Origin of the sequence: Candidatus Pelagibacter sp., from assembly GCF_965262185.1 — a bacterium.
Lineage (GTDB): Bacteria > Pseudomonadota > Alphaproteobacteria > Pelagibacterales > Pelagibacteraceae > Pelagibacter.
This window is the reverse complement of record NZ_OZ253498.1, coordinates 13,761-36,359: the sequence shown is the minus strand read 5'-3', so window position 1 is coordinate 36,359 and position 22,599 is coordinate 13,761. Positions and strand designations below refer to the sequence as shown.

The 22,599-nt window shown below is 28.7% G+C and carries 25 protein-coding genes; 8 read left to right on the top strand and 17 right to left on the bottom strand.

Annotated features, from left to right (window positions below; translation table 11 throughout):
• Positions 1-13 precede the first annotated feature (13 nt).
• Genes ACQY31_RS00235 through gatC form a run of 5 tightly spaced genes read right to left on the bottom strand, consistent with a single transcriptional unit; the run spans position 14 to position 4,778 of the window.
• Complete coding sequence (locus tag ACQY31_RS00235) at positions 14-919, bottom strand: rhodanese-related sulfurtransferase (protein WP_428080035.1); 906 nt, start codon at positions 917-919, stop codon at positions 14-16.
• Positions 919-1,569 carry an O-methyltransferase gene (locus ACQY31_RS00230; RefSeq protein ID WP_428080034.1) on the bottom strand — a complete coding sequence of 217 codons (651 nt, stop codon included), beginning with the start codon at positions 1,567-1,569 and terminating at the stop codon, positions 919-921. Before ACQY31_RS00230 ends, ACQY31_RS00235 begins: the two co-directional genes overlap by 1 nt.
• A 4-nt stretch (positions 1,570-1,573) precedes the next feature.
• Positions 1,574-3,037: an Asp-tRNA(Asn)/Glu-tRNA(Gln) amidotransferase subunit GatB gene (gene gatB / locus ACQY31_RS00225; RefSeq protein WP_428080033.1), complete on the bottom strand. Its 1,464-nt coding sequence runs from the start codon at positions 3,035-3,037 to the stop codon at positions 1,574-1,576.
• On the bottom strand, positions 3,034-4,491 hold the full coding sequence (gene gatA, locus ACQY31_RS00220; protein ID WP_428080032.1) for an Asp-tRNA(Asn)/Glu-tRNA(Gln) amidotransferase subunit GatA: 1,458 nt from the start codon (positions 4,489-4,491) through the stop codon (positions 3,034-3,036). Before gatA ends, gatB begins: the two co-directional genes overlap by 4 nt.
• The gene (gene gatC / locus ACQY31_RS00215) at positions 4,491-4,778 is read right to left on the bottom strand and encodes an Asp-tRNA(Asn)/Glu-tRNA(Gln) amidotransferase subunit GatC (RefSeq protein ID WP_428080031.1); all 288 of its coding nucleotides are present in this window, start codon (positions 4,776-4,778) and stop codon (positions 4,491-4,493) included. The genes gatA and gatC overlap by 1 nt, the downstream gene beginning before the upstream one ends.
• Positions 4,779-4,828: 50 nt before the next feature.
• Here gatC and ruvX point away from each other — a divergent pair, with 50 nt between their 5' ends.
• The 6 genes from ruvX to ACQY31_RS00185 all read left to right on the top strand — a co-directional run bounded on the left by ruvX (position 4,829) and on the right by ACQY31_RS00185 (position 11,502).
• Positions 4,829-5,284 carry a Holliday junction resolvase RuvX gene (gene ruvX, locus ACQY31_RS00210; RefSeq protein ID WP_428080030.1) on the top strand — a complete coding sequence of 152 codons (456 nt, stop codon included), beginning with the start codon at positions 4,829-4,831 and terminating at the stop codon, positions 5,282-5,284.
• A 42-nt stretch (positions 5,285-5,326) separates the two neighbouring features.
• Positions 5,327-6,265, top strand: coding sequence for an aspartate carbamoyltransferase catalytic subunit (locus ACQY31_RS00205; RefSeq protein ID WP_428080029.1), 939 nt, complete (start codon positions 5,327-5,329; stop codon positions 6,263-6,265).
• Positions 6,266-7,552, top strand: a complete 1,287-nt coding sequence (gene pyrC, locus ACQY31_RS00200; protein ID WP_428080028.1) for a dihydroorotase — start codon at positions 6,266-6,268, stop codon at positions 7,550-7,552.
• A gap of 2 nt (positions 7,553-7,554) precedes the next feature.
• The gene (plsY, locus tag ACQY31_RS00195) at positions 7,555-8,133 is read left to right on the top strand and encodes a glycerol-3-phosphate 1-O-acyltransferase PlsY (RefSeq protein WP_428080027.1); all 579 of its coding nucleotides are present in this window, start codon (positions 7,555-7,557) and stop codon (positions 8,131-8,133) included.
• A gap of 37 nt (positions 8,134-8,170) precedes the next feature.
• Positions 8,171-10,756 (top strand): type I DNA topoisomerase, encoded by a 2,586-nt coding sequence (topA, locus tag ACQY31_RS00190; protein ID WP_428080026.1) that lies wholly within the window; start codon positions 8,171-8,173, stop codon positions 10,754-10,756.
• A 284-nt stretch (positions 10,757-11,040) separates the two neighbouring features.
• A complete protein-coding gene (locus ACQY31_RS00185; RefSeq protein WP_428080025.1) occupies positions 11,041-11,502 on the top strand; it encodes a RidA family protein in 462 nt (153 codons plus the stop codon).
• A gap of 1 nt (position 11,503) precedes the next feature.
• Here ACQY31_RS00185 and ACQY31_RS00180 read toward each other — a convergent pair whose 3' ends face one another.
• On the bottom strand, positions 11,504-12,799 hold the full coding sequence (locus tag ACQY31_RS00180) for a UDP-glucose dehydrogenase family protein (protein ID WP_428080024.1): 1,296 nt from the start codon (positions 12,797-12,799) through the stop codon (positions 11,504-11,506).
• Positions 12,796-13,611, bottom strand: a complete 816-nt coding sequence (locus ACQY31_RS00175; RefSeq protein ID WP_428080023.1) for a sugar phosphate nucleotidyltransferase — start codon at positions 13,609-13,611, stop codon at positions 12,796-12,798. The genes ACQY31_RS00180 and ACQY31_RS00175 overlap by 4 nt, the downstream gene beginning before the upstream one ends.
• 34 nt (positions 13,612-13,645) lie before the next feature.
• Here ACQY31_RS00175 and ACQY31_RS00170 point away from each other — a divergent pair, with 34 nt between their 5' ends.
• Positions 13,646-14,461, top strand: coding sequence for a pantoate--beta-alanine ligase (locus tag ACQY31_RS00170; RefSeq protein ID WP_428080022.1), 816 nt, complete (start codon positions 13,646-13,648; stop codon positions 14,459-14,461).
• Here ACQY31_RS00170 and mgtE read toward each other — a convergent pair.
• Positions 14,458-15,831 (bottom strand): magnesium transporter, encoded by a 1,374-nt coding sequence (gene mgtE / locus ACQY31_RS00165; RefSeq protein ID WP_428080021.1) that lies wholly within the window; start codon positions 15,829-15,831, stop codon positions 14,458-14,460. The genes ACQY31_RS00170 and mgtE overlap by 4 nt on opposite strands.
• Before the next feature lie 61 nt (positions 15,832-15,892).
• On the opposite strand from mgtE, the gene lipB reads away from it, so the two are divergent.
• Positions 15,893-16,510, top strand: coding sequence for a lipoyl(octanoyl) transferase LipB (gene lipB / locus ACQY31_RS00160; RefSeq protein ID WP_428080020.1), 618 nt, complete (start codon positions 15,893-15,895; stop codon positions 16,508-16,510).
• Here the strand turns inward: lipB and ACQY31_RS00155 are convergent.
• The 9 genes from ACQY31_RS00155 to rpsE are packed head-to-tail and all read right to left on the bottom strand — an operon-like array spanning position 16,488 to position 22,598.
• Positions 16,488-17,405, bottom strand: a complete 918-nt coding sequence (locus tag ACQY31_RS00155; protein ID WP_428080019.1) for an RluA family pseudouridine synthase — start codon at positions 17,403-17,405, stop codon at positions 16,488-16,490. The genes lipB and ACQY31_RS00155 overlap by 23 nt on opposite strands.
• Before the next feature lie 9 nt (positions 17,406-17,414).
• Positions 17,415-17,858 (bottom strand): 50S ribosomal protein L17, encoded by a 444-nt coding sequence (rplQ, locus tag ACQY31_RS00150; RefSeq protein ID WP_428080018.1) that lies wholly within the window; start codon positions 17,856-17,858, stop codon positions 17,415-17,417.
• Positions 17,858-18,886 (bottom strand): DNA-directed RNA polymerase subunit alpha, encoded by a 1,029-nt coding sequence (locus ACQY31_RS00145; protein WP_428080017.1) that lies wholly within the window; start codon positions 18,884-18,886, stop codon positions 17,858-17,860. The genes rplQ and ACQY31_RS00145 overlap by 1 nt, the downstream gene beginning before the upstream one ends.
• A complete protein-coding gene (gene rpsK, locus ACQY31_RS00140) occupies positions 18,886-19,335 on the bottom strand; it encodes a 30S ribosomal protein S11 (protein WP_428080016.1) in 450 nt (149 codons plus the stop codon). The genes ACQY31_RS00145 and rpsK overlap by 1 nt, the downstream gene beginning before the upstream one ends.
• 2 nt (positions 19,336-19,337) lie before the next feature.
• Entirely contained in the window at positions 19,338-19,721 is a 384-nt protein-coding gene (rpsM, locus tag ACQY31_RS00135; protein WP_075506789.1) for a 30S ribosomal protein S13, read from the bottom strand.
• Positions 19,722-19,776: 55 nt separating this feature from the next.
• Positions 19,777-20,340 (bottom strand): adenylate kinase, encoded by a 564-nt coding sequence (locus ACQY31_RS00130; RefSeq protein WP_428080015.1) that lies wholly within the window; start codon positions 20,338-20,340, stop codon positions 19,777-19,779.
• Positions 20,341-21,621, bottom strand: a complete 1,281-nt coding sequence (gene secY / locus ACQY31_RS00125; protein ID WP_075506791.1) for a preprotein translocase subunit SecY — start codon at positions 21,619-21,621, stop codon at positions 20,341-20,343.
• A 9-nt stretch (positions 21,622-21,630) separates the two neighbouring features.
• Entirely contained in the window at positions 21,631-22,083 is a 453-nt protein-coding gene (gene rplO / locus ACQY31_RS00120) for a 50S ribosomal protein L15 (protein WP_075506792.1), read from the bottom strand.
• Positions 22,083-22,598: a 30S ribosomal protein S5 gene (gene rpsE / locus ACQY31_RS00115; RefSeq protein WP_075506793.1), complete on the bottom strand. Its 516-nt coding sequence runs from the start codon at positions 22,596-22,598 to the stop codon at positions 22,083-22,085. The genes rplO and rpsE overlap by 1 nt, the downstream gene beginning before the upstream one ends.
• Position 22,599: the final 1 nt, after the last annotated feature.

Here is a 22,599-nt window from a genome sequence, read left to right as displayed (position 1 = left end):
AACTAAAAATAATTTAATATTCTTTTTGAAAGATATGACTTTTTCCAGTTTTTTTAGCAAGGTTAATTTGTTTTTGTCTCATTCTAAATCTCGATTTTTGATCATTTGTTAAATTATCGTGACAATTTGGACAAGAAACACCTTCTTCATATTTTTTAGATTTTTTATCTTTTGGAGAGATAGGTTTTCTACAACCACTACACATTGAGTAAGAACCTATTTTCAAACCATGCTTTAAACTAATTCTGTTGTCAAAGACAAAGCACTCACCTTTCCATAAACTTTTTTTTGGGTCTGTTTTTTTTAAATAATTTAAAATACCACCCTTTAGTTGGTAGACATTATTGTAGCCTTTGTTTTCTAAATAGACTGACGCTTTTTCACACCTAATACCTCCAGTACAAAACATAGCAATTGGTTGATTTTTTTTTAATTTTTTAAGATATTTTGGAAAATCTCGAAAGTTATCTACATCTGGATTTATTGAACCTTTAAAAGTTCCAACTTTATATTCAAAAGGTTTTCTCGCATCAATTAAAACAGTTTTTTTGTCTTTAATTAATGAGTTCCACTTTTTAGGGTTCACATGACTATCTTTTTTTTTAATTCTCTTTTTTAAACTTAAATTCATTGGAACCACTTCTTTTTTAATTTTTACTTTTGGTTTATGAAACGGCTGAAAAGAGCTTTTTGAATTATTAATGCTATCAAATTTTTCAAATTTAAATAATTTGTGTAAATAATCCTTGATCAGTTTAATATCTTTATTTTTTCCAGAAATTGTTCCATTTAACCCTTCCTTAGAAATAATAATTGTTCCGCGTATGTTTTTGTTTAATAATTGATCTTGAAGTATTTTTCGATTTTTCTTTAAATAAGAAATTTTAATAAACTTATAAAATCCAAAAACACCAATCATTATAATTTTCTACAAACTGTTATACCATCACCTAATGGAACTATAATTTTTTCAACTCTTTTATCTTTAGAAACATAATTGTTAAAATCTTTAATAGTTAAAGTGATTTTATCATCACTATTTTCATCAACAACTTGACCATACCACAGAACATTATCAATTATTATTAAGCCATTTTTCTTTAATAATATTAAAGATTTTTCATAATATTCTTTATAATTTTTCTTATCAGCATCAATAAAGATTAAATCAAAATCGTTTTCTTTTATTTCACTCAAACTTTCTAAAGCAGGTTTAATTATTGTTTGAATTTTATGATTTTGCTTTGCTTTTTCAAAAAATTTTATTGCAATTTCATTAGTTTCTTGATTTTTGTCTAAAGCAATAATTCTACCATCTTCTGGTAAAGCAAGAGACATTGATAAAGCACTTAAGCCAGTAAAAGTTCCAATCTCTAGTATTTTTTTAACATTAGATGTTTTTACTATTAAGTGTAAAAATTGAGATTGTGAGATAGATATTTGCATCCTTTTAATATCTCCCAGAGATTCATTATAAGAAATAATTTCTTTTTGAACTGAATGAAGATCTAGTCCATTATTTAAAATGTACTCTTGAATTTTTGTGCTAATTTTTAGGTCTGAGCCCATGAAACTAAAGTTTTTTCTTTAAAATCTCATTTACTAACTGAGGGTTAGCTTTTCCACCTGAAACTTTCATTACTTGTCCAACAAAGAATCCAAATAATTTAACTTTACCAGATTTATATTCGGTAGCTTTATCTCTATTGCTATCAATTACTTTATCAATTAAAGCCTCTAAAGCTTTTGGATCACTTTCTTGTTTTAATCCTTTTTCTTCAACAATTTTTTTGGGATCCTTGTCCCCTTCCATCATTTGTTCAAAAACAGTTTTTGCAATTTTTCCAGAAATTGTGCCATCCTTAATTAAATTAATTAATTTTGATAAATTACCAGCACTAATTGGGCTATCGGTTATTTCTAAATTTTTTTCATTAAGTGCAGCAAATAATTCACCTATTATCCAGTTAGTTGCTAATTTAACGTCAGATTTTTTAACAACATCCTCAAAATAGTTTGAGGTTTCAATGTCTGAAACCATGATATTTGCTTCATATGGAGTTAATTTAAATTGATCTATAAATCTTTTTTTCTTTTCATCCGGTAACTCTGGTATTTCTGATTGTAATTGATCGATAAATTCATCAGAAACTTCTAATGGTAATAAATCAGGATCTGGAAAATATCTATAATCATGAGCATCTTCTTTTGACCTCATAGATCGTGTTTCATTTTTTTTAGTATCAAAAAGTCTTGTTTCTTGATCAACAGATTGTCCACCTTCAATTAAATCAACTTGTCTATTTGCTTCATATTCAATTGCCATTTGCATGAATTTAATAGAATTAACGTTTTTAATTTCACATCTAGTACCAAAATCTTTTGTTCCTTTTTTTCTTACAGAAACATTAACATCTGCTCTCAAAGATCCTTCCTGCATGTTGCCATCACAAGTTCCTAAATATCGCATGATTGATCTTAATTTCTTAATATATGCATTAACTTCCTCTGGTGATCTCAAATCAGGTTTGCTAACAATTTCCATTAAAGCAACACCTGACCTATTTAAATCAACAAAAGTATTTTTTGGATCTAAATCATGAATACTTTTACCTGCATCTTGTTCTAAATGTAATCTTTCAATACCAACTTCTTTTTGACCATCTGGCATATCTAAAATAACTTTACCTTCACCAACTATTGGGTCCTTAAATTGAGAGATTTGATATCCTTGTGGTAAATCAGCATAAAAATAATTTTTTCTATCGAATACTGATCTTTTGTTAATTTTAGCTTTTAATCCTATTCCAGTTTTAATTGCTTGCTTCACACAAAATTCATTAATCACTGGAAGCATTCCGGGAAACGCTGCGTCTACTAAACTTACCTGTGTGTTTGGTTCAGCACCAAATTTAGTAGCTGAAGTAGAAAATAACTTTGATTGGGAAAGTACTTGAGCATGAACTTCTAAACCAATGACAACTTCGTATTGATTGTCATTTCTATTAATTAAATATTCTAACTTTTCTTTACTCACTTAATCCACCAATCGGTAATTTTATTTTTAAAATTAATTTTTTCTTCCATTGCATAAGCAATGTTTAAGATATTTTGTTCATCAAATGCTTTTCCAATAATTTGTAAACCTAAAGGGTAGCCTTTGCTGTCATGACCAGCTGGAATAGAAATTCCTGGTAAACCCGCCAAATTTACAGGAACAGTAAAAATATCATTTAAGTACATTGAAACTGGGTCGTTTGTTTTTTCACCAATTTTAAAAGCAGAACTAGGTGTTGATGGCGTTAATATTGCATCTACTTTCTTGTACGCTTCATCAAAATCATTTTTAATTAGTTTTCTAACTTTTTGAGCTTTCAAATAATATGCATCGTAATATCCTGAAGATAAAACATATGTACCTATCATTATTCTTCTTTGAACTTCGGCTCCAAATCCTTCTGATCTAGTTTTTTCATACATATCAATAAGGTTTTCTCCATCAGCTCTAAATCCATATTTAACACCATCATATCTTGCAAGATTAGAAGATGCTTCAGCTGGCGCCACTATATAGTAAGTTGGTAAAGCATAATTTGTGTGTGGAAGAGAAATATCAATTATTTCCGCACCACAATCTTTGGCGTATTCAATACCTTTCTGCCAAAGATCATCAATTTCTTTTGGCATTCCATCAACTCTATATTCTTTTGGTATACCTATTTTTTTTCCTTTAATGTCTTTTGTTAATTCTTTGCTGTACTGGTTTCTCTTAAAATCAATAGAAGTTGAGTCTTTTTGATCGTATGAGCTAATTACCTCTTGCAACAAAGCACAATCTTTAACATTTTGAGCCATTGGACCAGCTTGATCAAGAGAAGATGCAAAAGCAACTATTCCGTATCTAGAACAACTACCATAAGTTGGTTTTAAACCCACTGTTCCTGTAAATGACGCCGGTTGTCTAATAGATCCACCTGTATCAGTTCCAATTGTAATTGGAGTTAATTGTGCTGCTACAGCAGAAGATGAACCACCAGATGAACCACCTGGAACTAAATTTTTATCAATCGGATTTTGAACGTTGCCAAAAAAACTTGTTTCATTTGATGATCCCATTGCAAATTCATCACAATTTAATTTACCAATAAGAATTGCTCCCTCATTCCAGATATTCTGAGTAACAGTAGACTCATAAGTAGGTATAAAATTATTTAATATTTTGCTACCAGCTGTTGTTCTTACATTAGCTGTACAAAATAAATCTTTTACAGCCATTGGTATTCCTGGTAATTTTAAATCCAAATTTGGGTTGTCATCAAATTTTTTAGCTTTATCTAAAGCATTACTAAAATCTTCAGTAATATAAGTGTTTAATTCTTTTGATTTTTCTGATCTATCAACAAAAGCTTGGGTAATTTCTGAAGAAGAAAGTTTTTTTTCTCTAATATTGTTAACTAATTCAGATAGTGTTTGCTTGGTTATATCAGACATTATTCTATAACTTTTGGTACAACAAAATAATCTTCATTATCTTTTGGAGAATTTTTTATTATTTGTTCCCTTAAATTTTTACTTTTAACTTCATCAGATCTTAATTTTAAAGTTGTTTCAGCCACAGATGTAAGTGGTTCAACATTTTCAGTTTTAAGTTCATTGAGTTTCTCAATGAAATCAAAAATTGAATTCAAATCACTAGCAAGTTTTTCAGCTTTTTTCTCATCTACTGAAATTCTTGATAACTTAGATATATGCTTTATAGTTTTAAGATCGATGCTCATATGCTATTTAAATATGTCGCAAACTATCACTATAGTTTAAAATATACAACATGATCACAATAGAAGAATTTAAAAAAAAACAGTCAGAAAAATGTCGTTTGATAGGTTTAGATCTAGGCTCAAAAAGAATTGGTGTATCAATTTGTGACGAAAAACAATTAATTGCTACCCCTTATAAAACTATACATAAATCAAAAAATAATGAATTAATTAAAGAGTTAAAAAACATTATTCAAGAGAATGATGTTAAAGCAATTATCATTGGTTACCCTTTAAATATGGATGGATCTTCAGGCTCTTCGGCACAGTCAGTCAATGACGTATCTAAAAATATAGATAAAGAGATAGATGTTGATGTGTGTCTCTGGGATGAAAGGCTATCGACTGTTGGGGCTTTTAATTTATCAAGCCATTTAGATGTTAATGTATCTAAAAGAGAAAAGAATATAGATCAGAACGCAGCAGCTTTTATTCTTCAGGGAGCCATAGACTATCTAAATAATTAATCCTTGCCATTCTATGGCTTTATAGTTATAGAGTTAGTTTTAATGGCAAAAAACACCAAAGCTATTAAATTATCTCAAAAACATTTGTTAGGTATCCAAGATTTATCAGTAGGTGATATTAACTGCATTTTAGATGTATCTGAAACTTTCATTAAATTAAATCAGAGTAAGAACAAGAAAATTGATGTTCTTAGAGGCAAAACTCAAATTAATCTATTTTTTGAACCATCTACAAGAACACAAAGTTCATTTGAGTTAGCTGGAAAAAGACTTGGTGCTGATGTGATGTCAATGAATATGAATAATTCAGCAATTAAAAAAGGTGAAACCTTAATTGATACAGCAATGACTTTAAATGCGATGCACCCTGATATCATTGTAATAAGGCATCAAGATTCTGGAGCATGCAATTTATTATCTCAAAAAGTAAATTGTGTAGTATTAAATGCAGGTGATGGAAGGCGTGAGCACCCTACTCAAGCATTACTGGATGCTTTAACAATAAGAAATAGGAAGGAAAAAATTGAAGGATTAAAAATTGCTATATGCGGAGATATACTTCACTCTAGAGTCGCAAGATCAAATATTTATTTGCTAACAATGCTTGGTGCTGAAGTAAATATTGTTGCTCCCACAAATTTGATGCCAAAAGAAATTGAAAAGTTTGGTGTCAATACTTTTACCGATATGAAAAAAGGTTTGAAAGATTGTGACATTGTAATGATGCTAAGATTACAAAATGAGAGAATGACAAGCTCTTATTTATCATCAAATAGGGAGTATTATGAATATTACGGTTTAACACCAGATAAATTAGATCATGCTAAACCTGATGCACTAATAATGCATCCTGGCCCAATGAATAGAGGTATCGAAATAGATACTAGATTGGCAGACGATATAAATAAAAGTGTAATCAAAGAACAAGTTGAACTTGGAGTTGCTGTAAGGATGGCCTGTTTAAAAATATTTTGTGAATAAATGAAAAAACGATACTTTATTAACGCAAATATAATTGATCCCCACAATTCAATTAATGAAAATGGAGGATTGATTATTAGTGAAGAAGGTAAAATTGAAGCAATAGGAAAAAAAGTAAATATAAATAATTTACCATCCAGAGAAAAACCAATTGATTTAAAAGGAAAATATATATTTCCTGGTTTAGTCGACATGAGAGTTTTTGTTGGAGAACCTGGGTATGAGTATAAAGAAAATTTTAGAACCTTAAGTAATGCAGCTGTATCAGGAGGAGTAACATCTGTAGTAACAATGCCTAATACAGATCCTGTAATTGATAATGTTTCAATTGTAGATTTTTTAAAAAGAAGAGGACGAGATAAATCTAAGATTAATATATTTCCATGCGCATCTCTTACACAAAATGTAGAGGGAACTAATATGACAGAATTTGGATTGTTAGCTAATAAAGGGATTGTAGCTTTTACAGATGGTGTAAAGACTATTCAAAATACTAGATTAATGTCAAGAATAATGAATTCAGCAAAGGATTTAGGGTGCCTAATAATGCAACATGCTGAAGATTATGAGTTAGCAAAAAACGGTATGATAAATTCGGGTATAATTGCTACTAAACTAGGATTGTCAAGCATACCAGATGTGGCTGAGAGAATAATTATTGAACGAGATTTAACATTGTTAGAAAAAGCAAAGTGTCGATATCACATATCTCAACTATCATCAGGCAAATCAGTAGAAATAATTAAACAAAGAAAAAATGATATTAAATTTTCTTGTGGAGTTTCAATAAATAACCTTTCCTTAAATGAAAATGATATTGGAGATTTCAAAACATTTTTAAAATTATCTCCGCCATTGAGAAAAGAAGAAGATAGATTGGCTTTAGTCCAAGGATTAAAAGATAAAACAATTGATGTCATTGTTTCAGATCATAAACCTGAAGATGAAGAATCAAAACGATTGACATTTTCGCAAGCAGCAACAGGTGCTTCTGGTATTGAAACTTTATTGTCTTTAAGTTTGGAACTATTTCATAATGGATCTGTAAAACTTGAAACAATAATCCAAGCACTAACATCTAATCCAGCTAAAATTTTAAATATCAATAAAGGAAATCTTTCAATTGGTAATGATGCTGACTTTTGTATAGTTGATATAAATAAACCTTGGATTGTAAAAAAAGAAAATTTAATTTCTAAATCCAAAAATACATCTATTGAGGACAAAAAACTTCAAGGAAAAGTAACCAATACATTTGTAAAAGGTAAAGAATTATTTAAGATATAAAAATGGAATTATTAACAATAGGTATTATCTCATACCTAATGGGTTCTATCCCTTTTGGGTTAATATTAACTAAAATTTTTTTAAAAAAAGATATTCGAGATATTGGATCAGGTAATATTGGTGCAACAAATGCTCTAAGAACAGGAAATAAATTTATTGGTTATTCAACTTTAATACTTGATATAGTTAAAGCAGTTATTCCAGTTTTATATCTAAAGGTAAATTTTCCTGATCTGATTTATGTATCAGCTTTATGTGCTTTTCTGGGTCATGTTTTTCCAGTTTGGTTAAAGTTTAAAGGTGGTAAGGGTGTAGCAACTTATGTTGGTATATTATGCAGTATGAATATAATGTTTGGAATAGTTTTTGGTATTTGTTGGCTTGTAACTTTTTTTATTTCTAAATTTTCATCATTAGCATCATTAATTGGATCCTTTTCAGTTCCTATTTATTTATTACTTTTTGATTCAACAGAAAATGAATTATTTTTTGGAATAATGTTTATTTTAATATTTTATACACATAGAGAAAATATTAAACGACTGATAAATAAAGAAGAAAACAAGACTAAAATTTATTAATTTGACTATCAAACACTTTTAAGTAGTTTGTTAAATTATGAATCTAGTCATAGTTGAAAGTCCTGCAAAAGCTAAAACCATCAATAAATACCTTGGTGATAATTATACTGTTTTAGCAAGTTATGGACATATAAGAGATCTACCATCGAAAAATGGATCAGTTGATCCTGATCATAATTTTAAAATGGAATGGGAAGTTGATAGTTTTTCAAAAAAATATTTAAAAGAAATAACTGATGTTGCAAAAGAGTCTTCTAAAATAATACTTGCGACTGACCCTGACCGTGAAGGTGAAGCTATAGCATGGCATGTTAAAGAATATCTTGATGAAAAAAAACTTCTAAAAGATAAAGAAATTGAAAGAGTTGTTTTTAATGAGATAACAAAAAAAGCTGTAATTCATGGCATTGAAAATCCACGACAAATCGAACCTTTGTTAGTGGATGCCTACATGGCAAGAAGAGCTCTTGATTACTTAGTTGGTTTTAATATTTCTCCAATACTTTGGACTAAACTACCTGGGTCAAAATCAGCTGGAAGAGTTCAGTCTGTAGCTTTAAAATTAATCACTGAAAGAGAGCATGAAATAGAATTATTTAATCCAGAGGAATTTTGGACACTTACTCTTAAATTTGGAGATGATAATAAAAATACTATTACTGCAAGCATCTCACAATTAAATGGTAACAAAATAGAAAAATTTACTTTTAGAGACAAGAATAGCATTGAAAAAGCAATCAAAGAAATAAAAGAGAAAAAATTTCAAATAACAGATATTTCATCAAAAGTTCTAAAAAGAAACCCCTCTGGTCCATTTACAACCTCAACATTACAACAAGTTGCATCTAGTAGACTAGGTTTTGGAGCTTCAAGAACAATGCAAATTGCACAAAAATTATATCAAGGTGTTGAGATTGATGGAGATACTGTTGGATTGATTACTTATATGAGAACTGATGGAACTAATTTGTCAGCTGATGCAGTAAATGATTTTAGAAATTTTATTAAAAGTGAGTATGGTAATGAATATTTGCCAGCATCTGCAAATAATTATTCTGGTAAAAAAGCTAAAAATGCACAAGAAGCTCATGAAGCTATTAGGCCAACTGATATAAATAGAGCTCCAGACACTTTAAAAAAATATTTAAGCAATGATCAACAAAAACTATATAATTTAATTTGGTCCAGAGCTTTGTCCTCACAAATGGAGGTTGCCCAATTTGATAGAAATACCATAACAATAGAATCTGAAGATAATCAAACAATATGTAAGGCAAGTGGCTCTGTACTTAAATTTGATGGTTTTTTAAAAGTTTACTCAAATACAAGTAAAGATGATGATGAAGAAATTTTACCAGAAATGTCTAAAGGGCCAATTAATATTGAAGCATTAATGGATGAACAACATTTTACACAGCCACCTCCAAGATATTCTGAAGCAAGTTTAGTAAAAAAATTAGAAGAACTGGGAATTGGTAGACCTTCTACTTATGCAAGTATAATTTCAACTATAGCTAATCGAGGTTATGCAGAAATAGTAAATAAAAGGTTTTTTCCAACAGATCGTGGCAAACTTATCTCAGCTTTTTTAGAAAAGTTATTTTCTAAATATGTTGATTATAATTTTACAGCAGGTTTAGAAGATCAATTAGATGAAATTACAACTGGTAAAGAAAGCTGGATAAAAGTTTTAGAGATGTTTTGGAAAGATTTTAATAATAATGTTTCTGAGGTTAAGGAGAAAAGAACAAGAGAAGTGTTAAATCTTTTAAACGAAAGTTTAGGAGCTTTAATTTTTGATACTGATAAAGATGGAAATATTGTTCGAAAGTGTCAGCTATGTGACACAGGTTCACTAAGTCTTAAAAATAGTTTTAGAGGTGGAGCTTTTATAGGATGTTCAAATTATCCAGAGTGTAAATTCACTAGACCCTTGTCTAAGGCAAAAGCAGCGGCTCAATCACAGTTAGCAGAACCTAAATTTTTAGGAAAACATGAAAATGGTAATGATATATATCTGAAAAATGGAAGATTTGGTCCTTATCTTCAATATGAAAAACTTGAGGAAGAAAAATTAGAGGAGACAAAAACTAAAAAAAAGAAAAAAACCAAAAAATCTAAACCAGATGTTAATGAATTAATTAAAAATGTTTCTATACCAAAAGGTTTAGAGTTAGAAAGTATAGATTTAGAAAAAGCTCAGTTTTTATGTTCTCTACCAAAATCAATTGGTGTTAACCCTGATAATCAAAAGGAAATAATTTTAAATACTGGAAGATTTGGTCCTTATCTTAAGTGTGAAAATAAATCAGCTAGAATAGAAAATATTGATGAAATTTTCTCTATAGGATTAAATCGAGCAATTACTCTTATTGCTGAAGCAAAACCAGGAAGAATGTCTTCTTCAATTATTAAGGATTTAGGAGAACATCCAGAAGATAAAAAACCAGTTAGAGTTATGAAGGGACAATATGGTCCTTATATTAAATATAAATCTTTAAATGCAACAATTCCTGAAGAAAAAGATCCAACAGAGCTTACAATGGAAGAGGCTTTAATCTTAATTGAAAAAAGAAGAGAATACGACAAAAATAAAAAAGGCAAAAACAAAAAGAAAAAATGAAAAAATTATTTTTAATTTTCATAGTTTTTTTTTAACAGTATCTTTTCTTTAGCAGAAGAAAATAAATGTAATGAATTTAAAAAATTTTCAAAAGATTACATGGAATGTAATGCAAGAAAATTAAAAGAAGCAAGTTCAAAAAAAGCTAAGGAATTAAAGGATGGAACATCAAAAAAACTCAAGAACTAAAAGAAGGAACATCTAAAAAAGCCAAAGAACTGAAAGAAAATCTTGTAGAAATTGGAGATAAAGTTAAAAATAAGATTAAAAAAAAAGAATAGTTAATGAATTTTAATAAAAAAATCGAAGAATTAAAAATAGAACTTCCAGAAGCGAAGGCTCCTGTTGGATCTTATGTTGCAACAAAAAAAACAGGAAATTTACTTTTTATTTCTGGTCAAATTTCGATTAATGAAAATGGAGAATTAATTAAGGGAAAAGTTGGAAAAGATTTAAGTACAGAACAAGGTTATGAAGCTGCAAAAAGATGTGGTTTAAGTTTAGTTGCTCAAGCAAAAGCTGCATGTGCTGGAGATTTGTCTAAAATAAAATCATGTATCAAATTAATTGGATTTGTTAATTCAACAAATGACTTTACTGAACAGCCAAAAGTAATTAATGGAGCTTCAGATTTAATAGCATCAATATTTGGGGATGCTGGCATGCATACAAGAGCTGCAGTAAGTACCAACAGTTTGCCACTTGGAGTTTCTGTAGAAGTTGATGCTATATTTGAGTTAAACTAAACTATCTGCCTATACCAAAATATTTTATACCTAGTTTCTCTATTTTAGTTGGTGAGAATATATTTCTCATATCGTAAATAATAAGTTTTTTATTTTTAGAAAGTTTTTTAAAATTAATTGATTTAAAATCATTCCATTCAGTATGAATAATTATAAGGTCTGAACCAGAAATGCAGTTTTGAATTGAATTAGCATATTCAACATTTTTTAGATTATTGAATTCTTTTTTTGAACCGGTAGGATCATAATATTTAATCTTTGCTCCCTTTTTGGATAGATTAAGAATTAATTTTAAACTTGAGGAGTCTCTCATATCATCAGTGTTTGCTTTAAATGTAACTCCCAAAAAAGAAATTTTTTTATTATTAAAATTTTTAATTATTGAATGAAGCCTTTTAAGTAATAAATCTGATCTATTCTGATTAGATTTAATAACACTTTTGATTACAGACAAATTAGATTTAAATTTATCAGCTGTAGATACAATAGCTTTAGTATCTTTTGGAAAACAAGAGCCTCCATACGCAGGACCAGCTCTTAAAAATCTACTTCCTATTCTGTTATCAAGTCCAATTCCTATAGATATATCTTCAACATCTATTCCAGTTTTTTCGCATAAATTTGCAATTTCATTTATAAATGTAATTTTAGTTGCCAAAAAAGCATTAGAAGCATATTTAATTAGCTCAGCAGCTCGTCTATTTGTAGAAACATATTTTGCACCTTTGGAAATTAATGGCGAATATAAATTTCTAAGTATTTTTTTTGATTTTTCTTCGTTTGAACCAACCACAACTCTATCAGGATAAATAAAATCTCTAATAGCCTCACCTTCTCTTAAAAATTCAGGATTAGATACTACTGAAAACAATCTTTTATTTACTTTTTTTGATATAATTTTTTCTAACTCGTCACCTGTAGTAACAGGAACAGTTGATTTTGTTATAATTATTTTAAATTTATTAATTGAATTAGATATTTCTTTTCCAACTGAATAAACCTGGGAAAGGTCAGCACTGTTACTATTTTTTTTAGCTGGCGTTCCTACGCATATAAAAATTATGTCAGATTTTCTTACAGCTTCATTTAAATTTGTTGAAAAATTTAATCTATTATTTTTTAAGTTTTTTTTAACTAATTCCTCTAAACCTGGTTCATAAATTGGTATTTTGCCATTTTTTAAATTATTAATTTTATTATTATCTTTATCTATACAAATAACATCATTACCTAAGTCTGAAAAACAAACACCACTGACCAAACCAACATATCCAGTACCTATCATACAAAGTTTCATAGTTTTCCTATTTCTTTATTAGAATTAATAAATCCTTGCATTGTTCCACAATCTAAATACTTACCCGAAAAATTATGAGCAATAAATTTTTCACCTTCTTTTATTAAAGTTTGAATAGCATCAGTTATATGTATTTCACCACTATTACCAGGTTTTTGCTTGGCTAGTTTGTTAAATATAGTTTTGGGAAGAATATATCTTCCTATTACTGCTTTATTAGAGGGAGCATTTTTGATTGAAGGTTTTTCAACCACTTTATCAATGAAATAATCATTTTTGGAAATTTTTTTGTTTAAACTATAGATGCCCCATCTTGAAACAGTTTTAGAATTAACCTTCATACTAGCCATTACAGATGATTTATATTTATGATGGACTTTAATCATATCTTTGGAACAGTTTTTATTAATTATCAAATCGTCTGGTAGCAACATTAAAAAATATTTATCCTTTATATATTTTTTTGTTTTAAATACAGCATCACCTGTTCCTTTAGGTGCATTTTGATATACAAATTTTATTAATTTTTTATATTTAATTATTTTTTTATATTCAGTAATTATTCGGGGATCTTTTTTCTTTTTAATAATTTTTTTATAAAAAGCATCACTATAAAAATAATTTTTAATCATCTTTTTTTTATTTGATATGATGAAAACAACCTCTTTAATTCCTGCTTCAATACATTCATCTAAAATATATTCAATTCCTGGCTTTCCATTTATTGGGAGCAGTTCTTTGGCAAAAACACTTGTTAAAGGCAAAAGTCTGGTTCCTTGACCTGCTAGAGGAATAATTGCTTGTTTAATCATATAAATGTTTTACTTATCTAGTTTTCTAATACAAATGAAAATTTTATTAAATAATAATTCATTATTTAAAGCTTTAAGGCCATTTAATGATGTTGGGTTTGTTCCCACAATGGGGAGTATACATGAGGGTCATTTATCACTTATAGAAAAATCAAATCGAACTTGCAAAAAGACAATAGTTAGTATTTTCGTTAACCCCAAACAATTTAACAATAAAAAAGATTTCAAGAACTATCCCACAAATATTAAAGAAGATATTAAAATTTTAAAAAAAACTAAAAAAGTAGATTTCTTATACATTCCAAAATTCAAAGATGTTTACAATAATAATAAAAAATCAAACATAAAAATCGCAAATAAAGATAAAATTTTATGTGCTAAATATAGAAAAGGCCATTTTGAAGGAGTGCTAGATGTAATGGGAAGATTAACCAATCTAGTAAATCCAAAAAAAATATTTATGGGCAAGAAAGATTATCAACAATATTTCTTAATAAAAAATTATCTAAAAAATAAATATAAAACTTCTATTATTCCATGCAAGACAATCAGAAATAAAAGCAAAATAGCGTTGTCTTCAAGAAACAATCATTTAGATTTAAATGGAATTAATAAAGCAAGTTTTTTATGCAAAAATTTAATTAAATTAAAAAGAAATTTAGCAAATAGTAAAAAAATCAAACAAAATTTGAGAATTCAAATGAAATATTTTGAGAAACTTTTAAAAATTAAAATTGAATACTTGGAATTAAGATCAATTAAAAATCTTAAAATATCTAATAATGTTAGAGACTCACGTTTATTTGTTGCTTATTATATTGATAACGTTAGATTAATTGATAACTTTTAAAGAAAATAAGCCCCAACACTTAAAAATGAAACAAAACCTATTACATCAGTAATGGTAGTAACAAAAACACTAGAAGCAATTGCGGGATCAATATTCATTTTTTTTAAAGTGAAAGGAACAAGAATACCAAACAAACCAGCTATAATCATTGTAAGTACCATTGATATAGAAATGATTATTGAAAGAATACTATCTTGAAACCAAATTTGAACTATTAAAGCACTTATAGCTGCAAATATAATTCCATTTAATATACCAATTGAAAATTCTTTAAAAACATTTGATGAAAAATTATTTTGGGTTAAGTCATTTGTTGCAATTGTTCTGACTGTAACAGCTAATGTTTGCATTCCTGCATTACCACCCATTGACGCAACAATTGGCATAAGGAAAGCAAGAACAACCATTTGCTCGATAGTTGCTCCAAACAAGCTAATGCACCAAGTTGCTAAAAAAGCCGTAAATAGATTCAGTAAAAGCCAGTTAAATCTTCTTTTAGTTTTTGTGACAACCCCATCAGTAATTTCCTCATCACCTACACCTGCAAGTCTTAATGCATCTTCCTCAGCCTCTTCTTTTAGGACTGTAAGAACATCGTCGTTCATAATCATTCCTACCAATTTATTATTTTTATCAACTACGGCTGCTGAGTTAAGATTATAATTTTCAAATAGGTTAGCCACCTCTTCTTTATCCATATCCACAGGCACTAATAGTTGAGACTCTGACATGATGCTTGCCATCTTTGTGTCTCTTGGTGAAGTAAGCACTCTTGACGATGGAACTGTTCCAATAGGTTTAAATTCTTCATTAACAATAAAAATTTCCAAAAATTCTTCAGGTAGATCTTTATTTTCTCTTAAATAGTCAATTGTTTGACCTACAGACCAGTTGCTTGGTATAGCTGTAAACTCACGCTGCATAAGTCTAGCGGCAGTATCCTCTGGATAGCTTAAACTTTCTAACAGAGCAAATCTGTCTTTAGGAGGTAATGAGCTTAATATAATGTTCTTGTCTTCTTCGGGTACATTTTCTAGAATCGAAATAGCATCATCTGACTCTAGGTTGGTAAGAATAGTTACAATTGAATCTGAAGATAAATATTTAATTATCTCAGTTTGTATAGACTCATTTAGTTCTACAAAAACTTCTGGATCAATATTAAAATTATTTAGTTTAATTAAATTTTCTCTATCGCTAATACTTAAGTGTTCAATTATGTCTGCTGCATCAGCAGGGTGCATTTCATTGAATGAATCATTAATAAATTTTGCATCATTGTTAGCTATTTTGGAAGTAACAACTCTCAAATATTCTTTATTGAATTCAAAATTTACTTTTTTATCTTTAGTTTTTTTAATTAAAGACATAAATGTACCTATAATTTAGTTGTGCACTATTAATACATAATTAGAATATTACAAATTTTAAATGGATATAGAGATCAAAAAGTCAATAAAACCAGTAAATTATTTTGAGGCAATTGATCTTCTAGAGTCTAGATTAAAAAATATTACAGCTAATAAAGAAAAAGAATTAATTTGGATTTTAGAGCATCCTGAAATTTTTACTGCAGGAACATCGTATAAAGAAAATGAAATAATTGATAAATCAATTGATCTATTAAAATCAAACAGAGGTGGAAAAATTACCTATCATGGTCCAGGTCAATTAATTTGTTATTTTGTTATTGATCTAAGAGAAAAAAAAGACATTAGAAAATTTATTACAACTATTGAAAATACGATTATTCAAAGTTTAAAAAAATATGATATTGAAACATTTCCCGATAAAGAAAATATTGGAATATGGTACAAAGACAAAAATGAAATTCAAAAAATTGCAGCAATAGGTATTAGAGTTAGAAAATGGATTGCGTATCATGGATTTGCAATAAATGTTGATAACAACTTAGAAAATTATAAAAAAATAGTACCTTGTGGAATTTCTGATAAAGGTGTTACGAATTTAAAAAAAATTTTAAATCAAGATTACTCTAACTTGAATAATGAAATTATTGAAAATTTTATTTCAAATTTGAAAATCTAAGTCTTTTTGATTTTAACAACTTTTTAAAATATTCTGGTAATAAAGCTGAATAAGTATGCTTCATGTCATTTATTTTAAATTTAATTTGATACGAGTGCAGCATAAGATTTTTATTTATACCTTTATCTGACTTAGATAATTTGTATTTCGTATCACCAAATATAGGATTTCCAATTGCAAAAAGTTGTTTACGTAACTGATGTTTTCTTCCAGTTATTGGTTTTAACTCCAATAAAGATGCTTCAGAATTTTTATCTAATACCCTGAATAAAGTTTTTGCTTTTTCTACTAACTTTTTATCTCCATCATATCTTATTAAGTCATCATCCCAAACACCTGTATTTTTATTTATTTCTCCTTGGCATATAGCAAGATAAGTTTTATGAACTTTTCTTAATCTAAATAATGACGTTAGTAACTGTGCGCTCTCCCTATTTTTCGCCATTATAAATACACCTGATGTATCTTTGTCTAATCTATGAACAGAATAAGGTTTTGTTCCTTTAAAAATTTCACTCTTTGCAAAAATATCAACTAAGTTTTTTTTAGATTTTGTGCCACCTTGTACTGATATTCCTGATGCTTTATTTAATACAACAAAATTATCATTATCATCAATTATTTGATCTTCGTTTGATTTTATTATTTCTTTAGTTGGTAAAAATTTTATTTTTTTTTGTTCTACTCTTTCTTTAAATTTAATATTAAATATATTTATTTGATCTCCTTTTTTTATTTTGTGAGAACTTTTAACTTTTTTTTTGTTAATTTTAATTTTTCCTGTCCTAAGATATTTTTCAATTAAACCTTGAGGTATTTTTCCAATATTTAATCTCATCCATCTATCAATACGCATATCATTACACGTTGAATCAACGATGTATGACTTGTTCATGACTTGGATTTAAGCTATAGCTTGTTTATTTTCTTCTGTTTTTGGAGTTTCTTTTGATGTATCTTTTTTCTTCTTGTCTACTCTTTTGGCTTCAACATCTCTATCTACAAACTCTATAATTGCCATTGGAGCATTATCACCATATCTAAAACCTGCTTTAATAATTCTTGTGTAGCCACCTTTTCTATTTGAATATCTTTTAGAAAGAATTTTTTTTACTTTGTTAGCTGATTTAATATCCTGCAATTGAGACACAAGCATCTTAGTTGTTTGCAATGTATCTTTTTTACCTAAAGTAATAATTTTGTCAGCTTGAGGTCTTAAAAACTTTGCTTTTGGCAATGTAGTTTTAATCTGTTCATATTTTATTAAAGAATTTAACATATTTTTTAACAGAGCTTTTCTATGCTCAGAAGTTCTATTTAACTTTTTGTTGGCTAAGCCGTGTCTCATTAAATTGCTTCCTCTAATTTTTTAGACATTTCTGCAATATTGTCTGGTGGCCAGTTAGGTATTTCCATACCTAGATACAGAGACATTCCTGTTAAAACTTCTTTAATTTCGTTTAAAGATTTTCTACCAAAATTTGGGGTTCTTAACATTTCACCCTCAGATTTTTGTACTAAATCACCAATATAAATTATGTTGTCATTTTTTAAGCAATTCATTGATCTAACAGATAGCTCAAGTTCATCAACTTTTCTTAATAAATTCCTATTAAACTCAGGTTCAGATGAAACTTCTTTTACTGGAGCTTCAACTGGCTCATCAAAATTAACAAACATTTTCAACTGGTCTTGAAAAATCCTAGCAGAATACGCAACAGCATCTTCTGCAGAAATTGAACCATTAGTCTCTACTTCCATTGTTAATTTATCATAATCAAGAGCTTTACCTTCTCTTGCTGTGCTAACAGAATAAGAAACTTTTTTTACAGGGCTATACAAAGAGTCGATAGCAATTAAACCTAGTGGAGGCTCCTCTGGTTTGTTAAGCTCAGCTGGAACATAACCTTTTCCAGTGTTTACATTCATTTCCATGTGAAAAGTAGTATTTTCATCTAAGTTACAAATTACTAACTCAGGATTTAATATTTCTACATCTGTTACTGGAGCAATGTCTGAAGCTTTTATTTCACCTGGACCTTTTGCATCTAAAACTAATTTTTTTGTACCTTCAGAATTACATTTTAAGGCTAGTGATTTAACATTTAATACTATGTCTGTTACATCTTCTCTTACACCTTTAATTGATGTAAATTCATGTAAAACACCATCTATTTGAATTGAAGTAACTGCAGCTCCTCTGATTGAAGAAAGCAAAATTCTTCTTAGGGAATTTCCTAAGGTTAATCCATAACCTTTTTCTAAAGGTTCAGCTATTATCTTAGCATGCGTTAAGTCGTCACTAATTTGTACATCTAATTTAGATGGTTTAATCAAAGATTTCCAATTTTTAACATTAACGTTTTCTACTTCCATTAAACTCTCCTTTTTTTTGGTGGTCTAGTTCCGTTATGAGGCATCGGCGTTGTGTCCTTAATTGACAAAATTTTAAAACCTCTTGCTTGTAAAGCTCTCAATGCTGTTTCTCTACCTGAACCAGGCCCTTTTACCTCAACGGATAAAGTTTTCATTCCATACTCTAATGCTTTTGATGCTGCAGAATCAGCTGCTATTTGAGCTGCATAAGGTGTAGATTTTCTTGATCCTTTAAATCCTTTCTGTCCAGCAGATGCCCAGGATATTACATTTCCATTTGTATCAGCAATTGAAATTATTGTGTTATTAAATGTTGACTGCACATAAGCAATTCCATTTAAAATATTTTTTTTAATCTTTTTCTTTTTTGAATAAGAACTCTTTGCACTTTTTTTAGAAGATTTTTCTACCTTCTGATCTTTATTGTCAGTTTTTTCTGTTTTTACCATTATTATTTTTTAGTTGGTGTTAATTTCTTCCCTGCAATAGCGATTGCTTTTCCTTTTCTTGTTCTTGCATTGCATCTTGTTCTTTGTCCTCTTACAGGTAATTTTTTTCTATGTCTTGTTCCTCTATAACATGCAAGATCTATTAATCTTTTAATACTTAAAGAATAATCTCTTCTAAGATCTCCTTCGACTTTAAAATTTTGATCGATGTATTCTCTTATTTTTAAAATTTCATCATCAGTTAATTCATTCACTCTTTTGGCTCTTGGAATTTCTAGAGAAGAACAAATTTGTTGTGAAAATTTATCTCCAATCCCATAAATATATGTTAGTCCAATGTGGACAAGTTTATTTTGTGGAATGTTTATACCAGCGATACGAGCCATAATTTTTGTGATAAATTGTGCCTTTTATATAAGAAGATTAATCAAAGTCAACGTCTTAAACATTTATAAAAGTGTCTATTTTGCTTGTTATTTCGTCTATTTCTAGGCTCCCATCAATTTCCTTAAATTTAGGATTCTCTGAGTAGTAATTCAGTACTGGCTCTGTTGTGTTCATGTATGTATCAAAACGTTTTAGTATGGTACTTGTTTCATCATCTGATCTATTTTCAATAATTTTTCTTTTCTCCAGTCTTTTTACCACCGTATCTTTATCAACTTTGAGATACAAAATTAAATCTATCTTTTGATTTGATGCCTCGAGTAAGATATCTAAATTTTTTGCTTGGCTCAAAGATCTAGGGTATCCATCAAATATTAATCTATTTTTTTTTTGAGGGTCAGAGACTAAATTCTCAATAAGCTTATTTACAATTTCATCACTTACAAATTTACCATTTTTCATGTCATTAGTAATTATCTTGCCAATATCAGAATTTTTATATATTTCTTCTCTTAAAAGTTCGCCAGTTGAGATCTGAAATGAGTTTAGTTTCTTTACTAAATATTTAGCTTGAGTACCTTTTCCAGCACCAGGCGGTCCAAACAAAACTATATTCACTTACTTTCCAAATTTAGTTTTCTTAATTAATTGTTCGTATTGAGAGCTCATTAATCTCGTTTGAATTTGAGTTACAGTATCAATGGCTACAACAACAACAATTAAAATAGATGCACCACCCAAATAAAAAGGAATTGGGTAATTAGCTATTAAAAATTCTGGCATTAAACATACAAGTGTTAAATATAGAGCACCTATTGTAGTAAGTTTAGTTAAAATATTTTCAATATATAATGCTGTACTTTCACCAGGTCTAATTCCTGGTACAAAGCCACCATATTTTCTTAAATTTTCTGCTGTTTCAGTTGGGTTAAATGTAATTGAAGTATAGAAAAATGTAAAAAATATTATACCAGATGCATATAGTAACATATACAAAGGTTGGCCTTGGGTAAAATAAGAACTTAAGTTTAAAAAAGTTTCATTGTTTGAGAAAGAAAAATTAGAAAAAGTAACTGGTAACAATAATAAAGCAGATGCAAAAATTGCTGGTATTACTCCTGCTTGATTAATTTTTAATGGCAAATGAGAAGACTCTCCACCATACATTTTGTTTCCCATTTGTCTTTTAGGATAATTGATAAGAATTTTTCTTAACGCTCTCTCCATAAAAACAACAAATAAAATAGTTAATATTAAAAGAACAAAAATTGCTAAGATCATGAAAGTTGATACAGCGCCTGTTCTACCTAGTTCAAAAGTTGTAACTAAAGCTCTAGGTATTTCAGCAACGATACCAGCAAAAATAATTAAAGAAATTCCATTTCCAATTCCCCTTTGAGTGATTTGTTCTCCTAACCACATAAGAAAAATTGTACCAGCAACAATGGTTGTTACTGTTGTAATTTTAAAAAATGCTCCTGGATTAATTACTAAATCTGCTGAAGACTCTAAACCTACCGATAAACCATAACCTTGGACTGTAGCGAGTAAAACTGTTCCATATCTTGTAATTTGAGTAATCTTTGCTCTGCCAGTTTCTCCCTGAGCTTTTAAATTCTTAAAATAATCTGAAACCCCTGTTAACAACTGAACTATAATAGCAGATGATATGTATGGCATTATACCAAGAGCGAAAATTGCCATTCTACTAACTGCTCCTCCAGCAAAAACATTAAACATACCAAGTAACCCTTTTTGATTGCCATCCATCATGATTTTTAATTGTTCTGGATCAATTCCTGGTAAAGGAACAAATGTACCAAATCTATATACAGCTAAAATTGCTATGGTAAAAATTATTCTATTTCTTAGATCATTTGTTGAAGATGATGCACTCATTTAAACAAATTATTTTTTTAATTGAATAGATCCACCAATTTTTTCTAGTTTTTCTATTGCTGATTTTGATGCTAAGTCAGCCTCAATATTAATTTTATCTTTTAACTCTCCAGTACCTAATATTTTTAATTTTGTAGAGTTTTTGTTTATTAGTTTTAATTTTTTTAGAGATGAAGAATTAAGCACTTCATTTGGATTAATATTTTTTTTATCAATATAAGACTGAATTTTTTCTAAGTTTAAAATTGCTATGTTTTCTCTTGAAATTGGATTAAAGCCTCTTTTAGGTAGTCTTCTATATAAAGGCATTTGACCACCTTCAAAACTTTTAATTGCTACACCAGATCTAGATTTTTGACCTTTAACACCTCTCCCCGATGTCTTACCTTTTCCAGAACCAATACCTCTTCCTACTCTAATTTTAGGTTTATTAATTTTCTGTCTTGTATTTAATGTAATCATTATCCTCTTTTTTCAATAATTTCTGATATTTTTTTATTTCTTATTGCTGAAATTTGTTTTGGTGAATTTTGTTTCATTAAAGCTTTCATGGTAGCTCTAATCACATTGTGTGCATTTGATGTGCCCATTGATTTAGCAACAATATCTTTTACACCCAATACCTCACATACTGCTCTAACTGGACCACCTGCAATAATACCTGTACCTTTTGATGCTGCTCTTAAAACTATTCTACCAGAGCCATCTTTAGCTTTCACATCATGATGAATTGTTCTTCCTTCTCTCAAAGGTATATGTGTTAATTTTCTTCTAGCCATTTCATTAGCTTTTTTAATTGCATCTGGAACTTGTTTTGCTTTAGCGTGTGCTATTCCAATTTTTCCAGCCTGATTCCCTACCACTACAAGAGCTGAAAAACCAAATCTTCTTCCTCCTTTTACAACTTTTGTAATTCTATTGATATGAACTAACTTTTCTAAAATATCGTCTGTTTTTTTGTCTTTGTTATTTTCCATA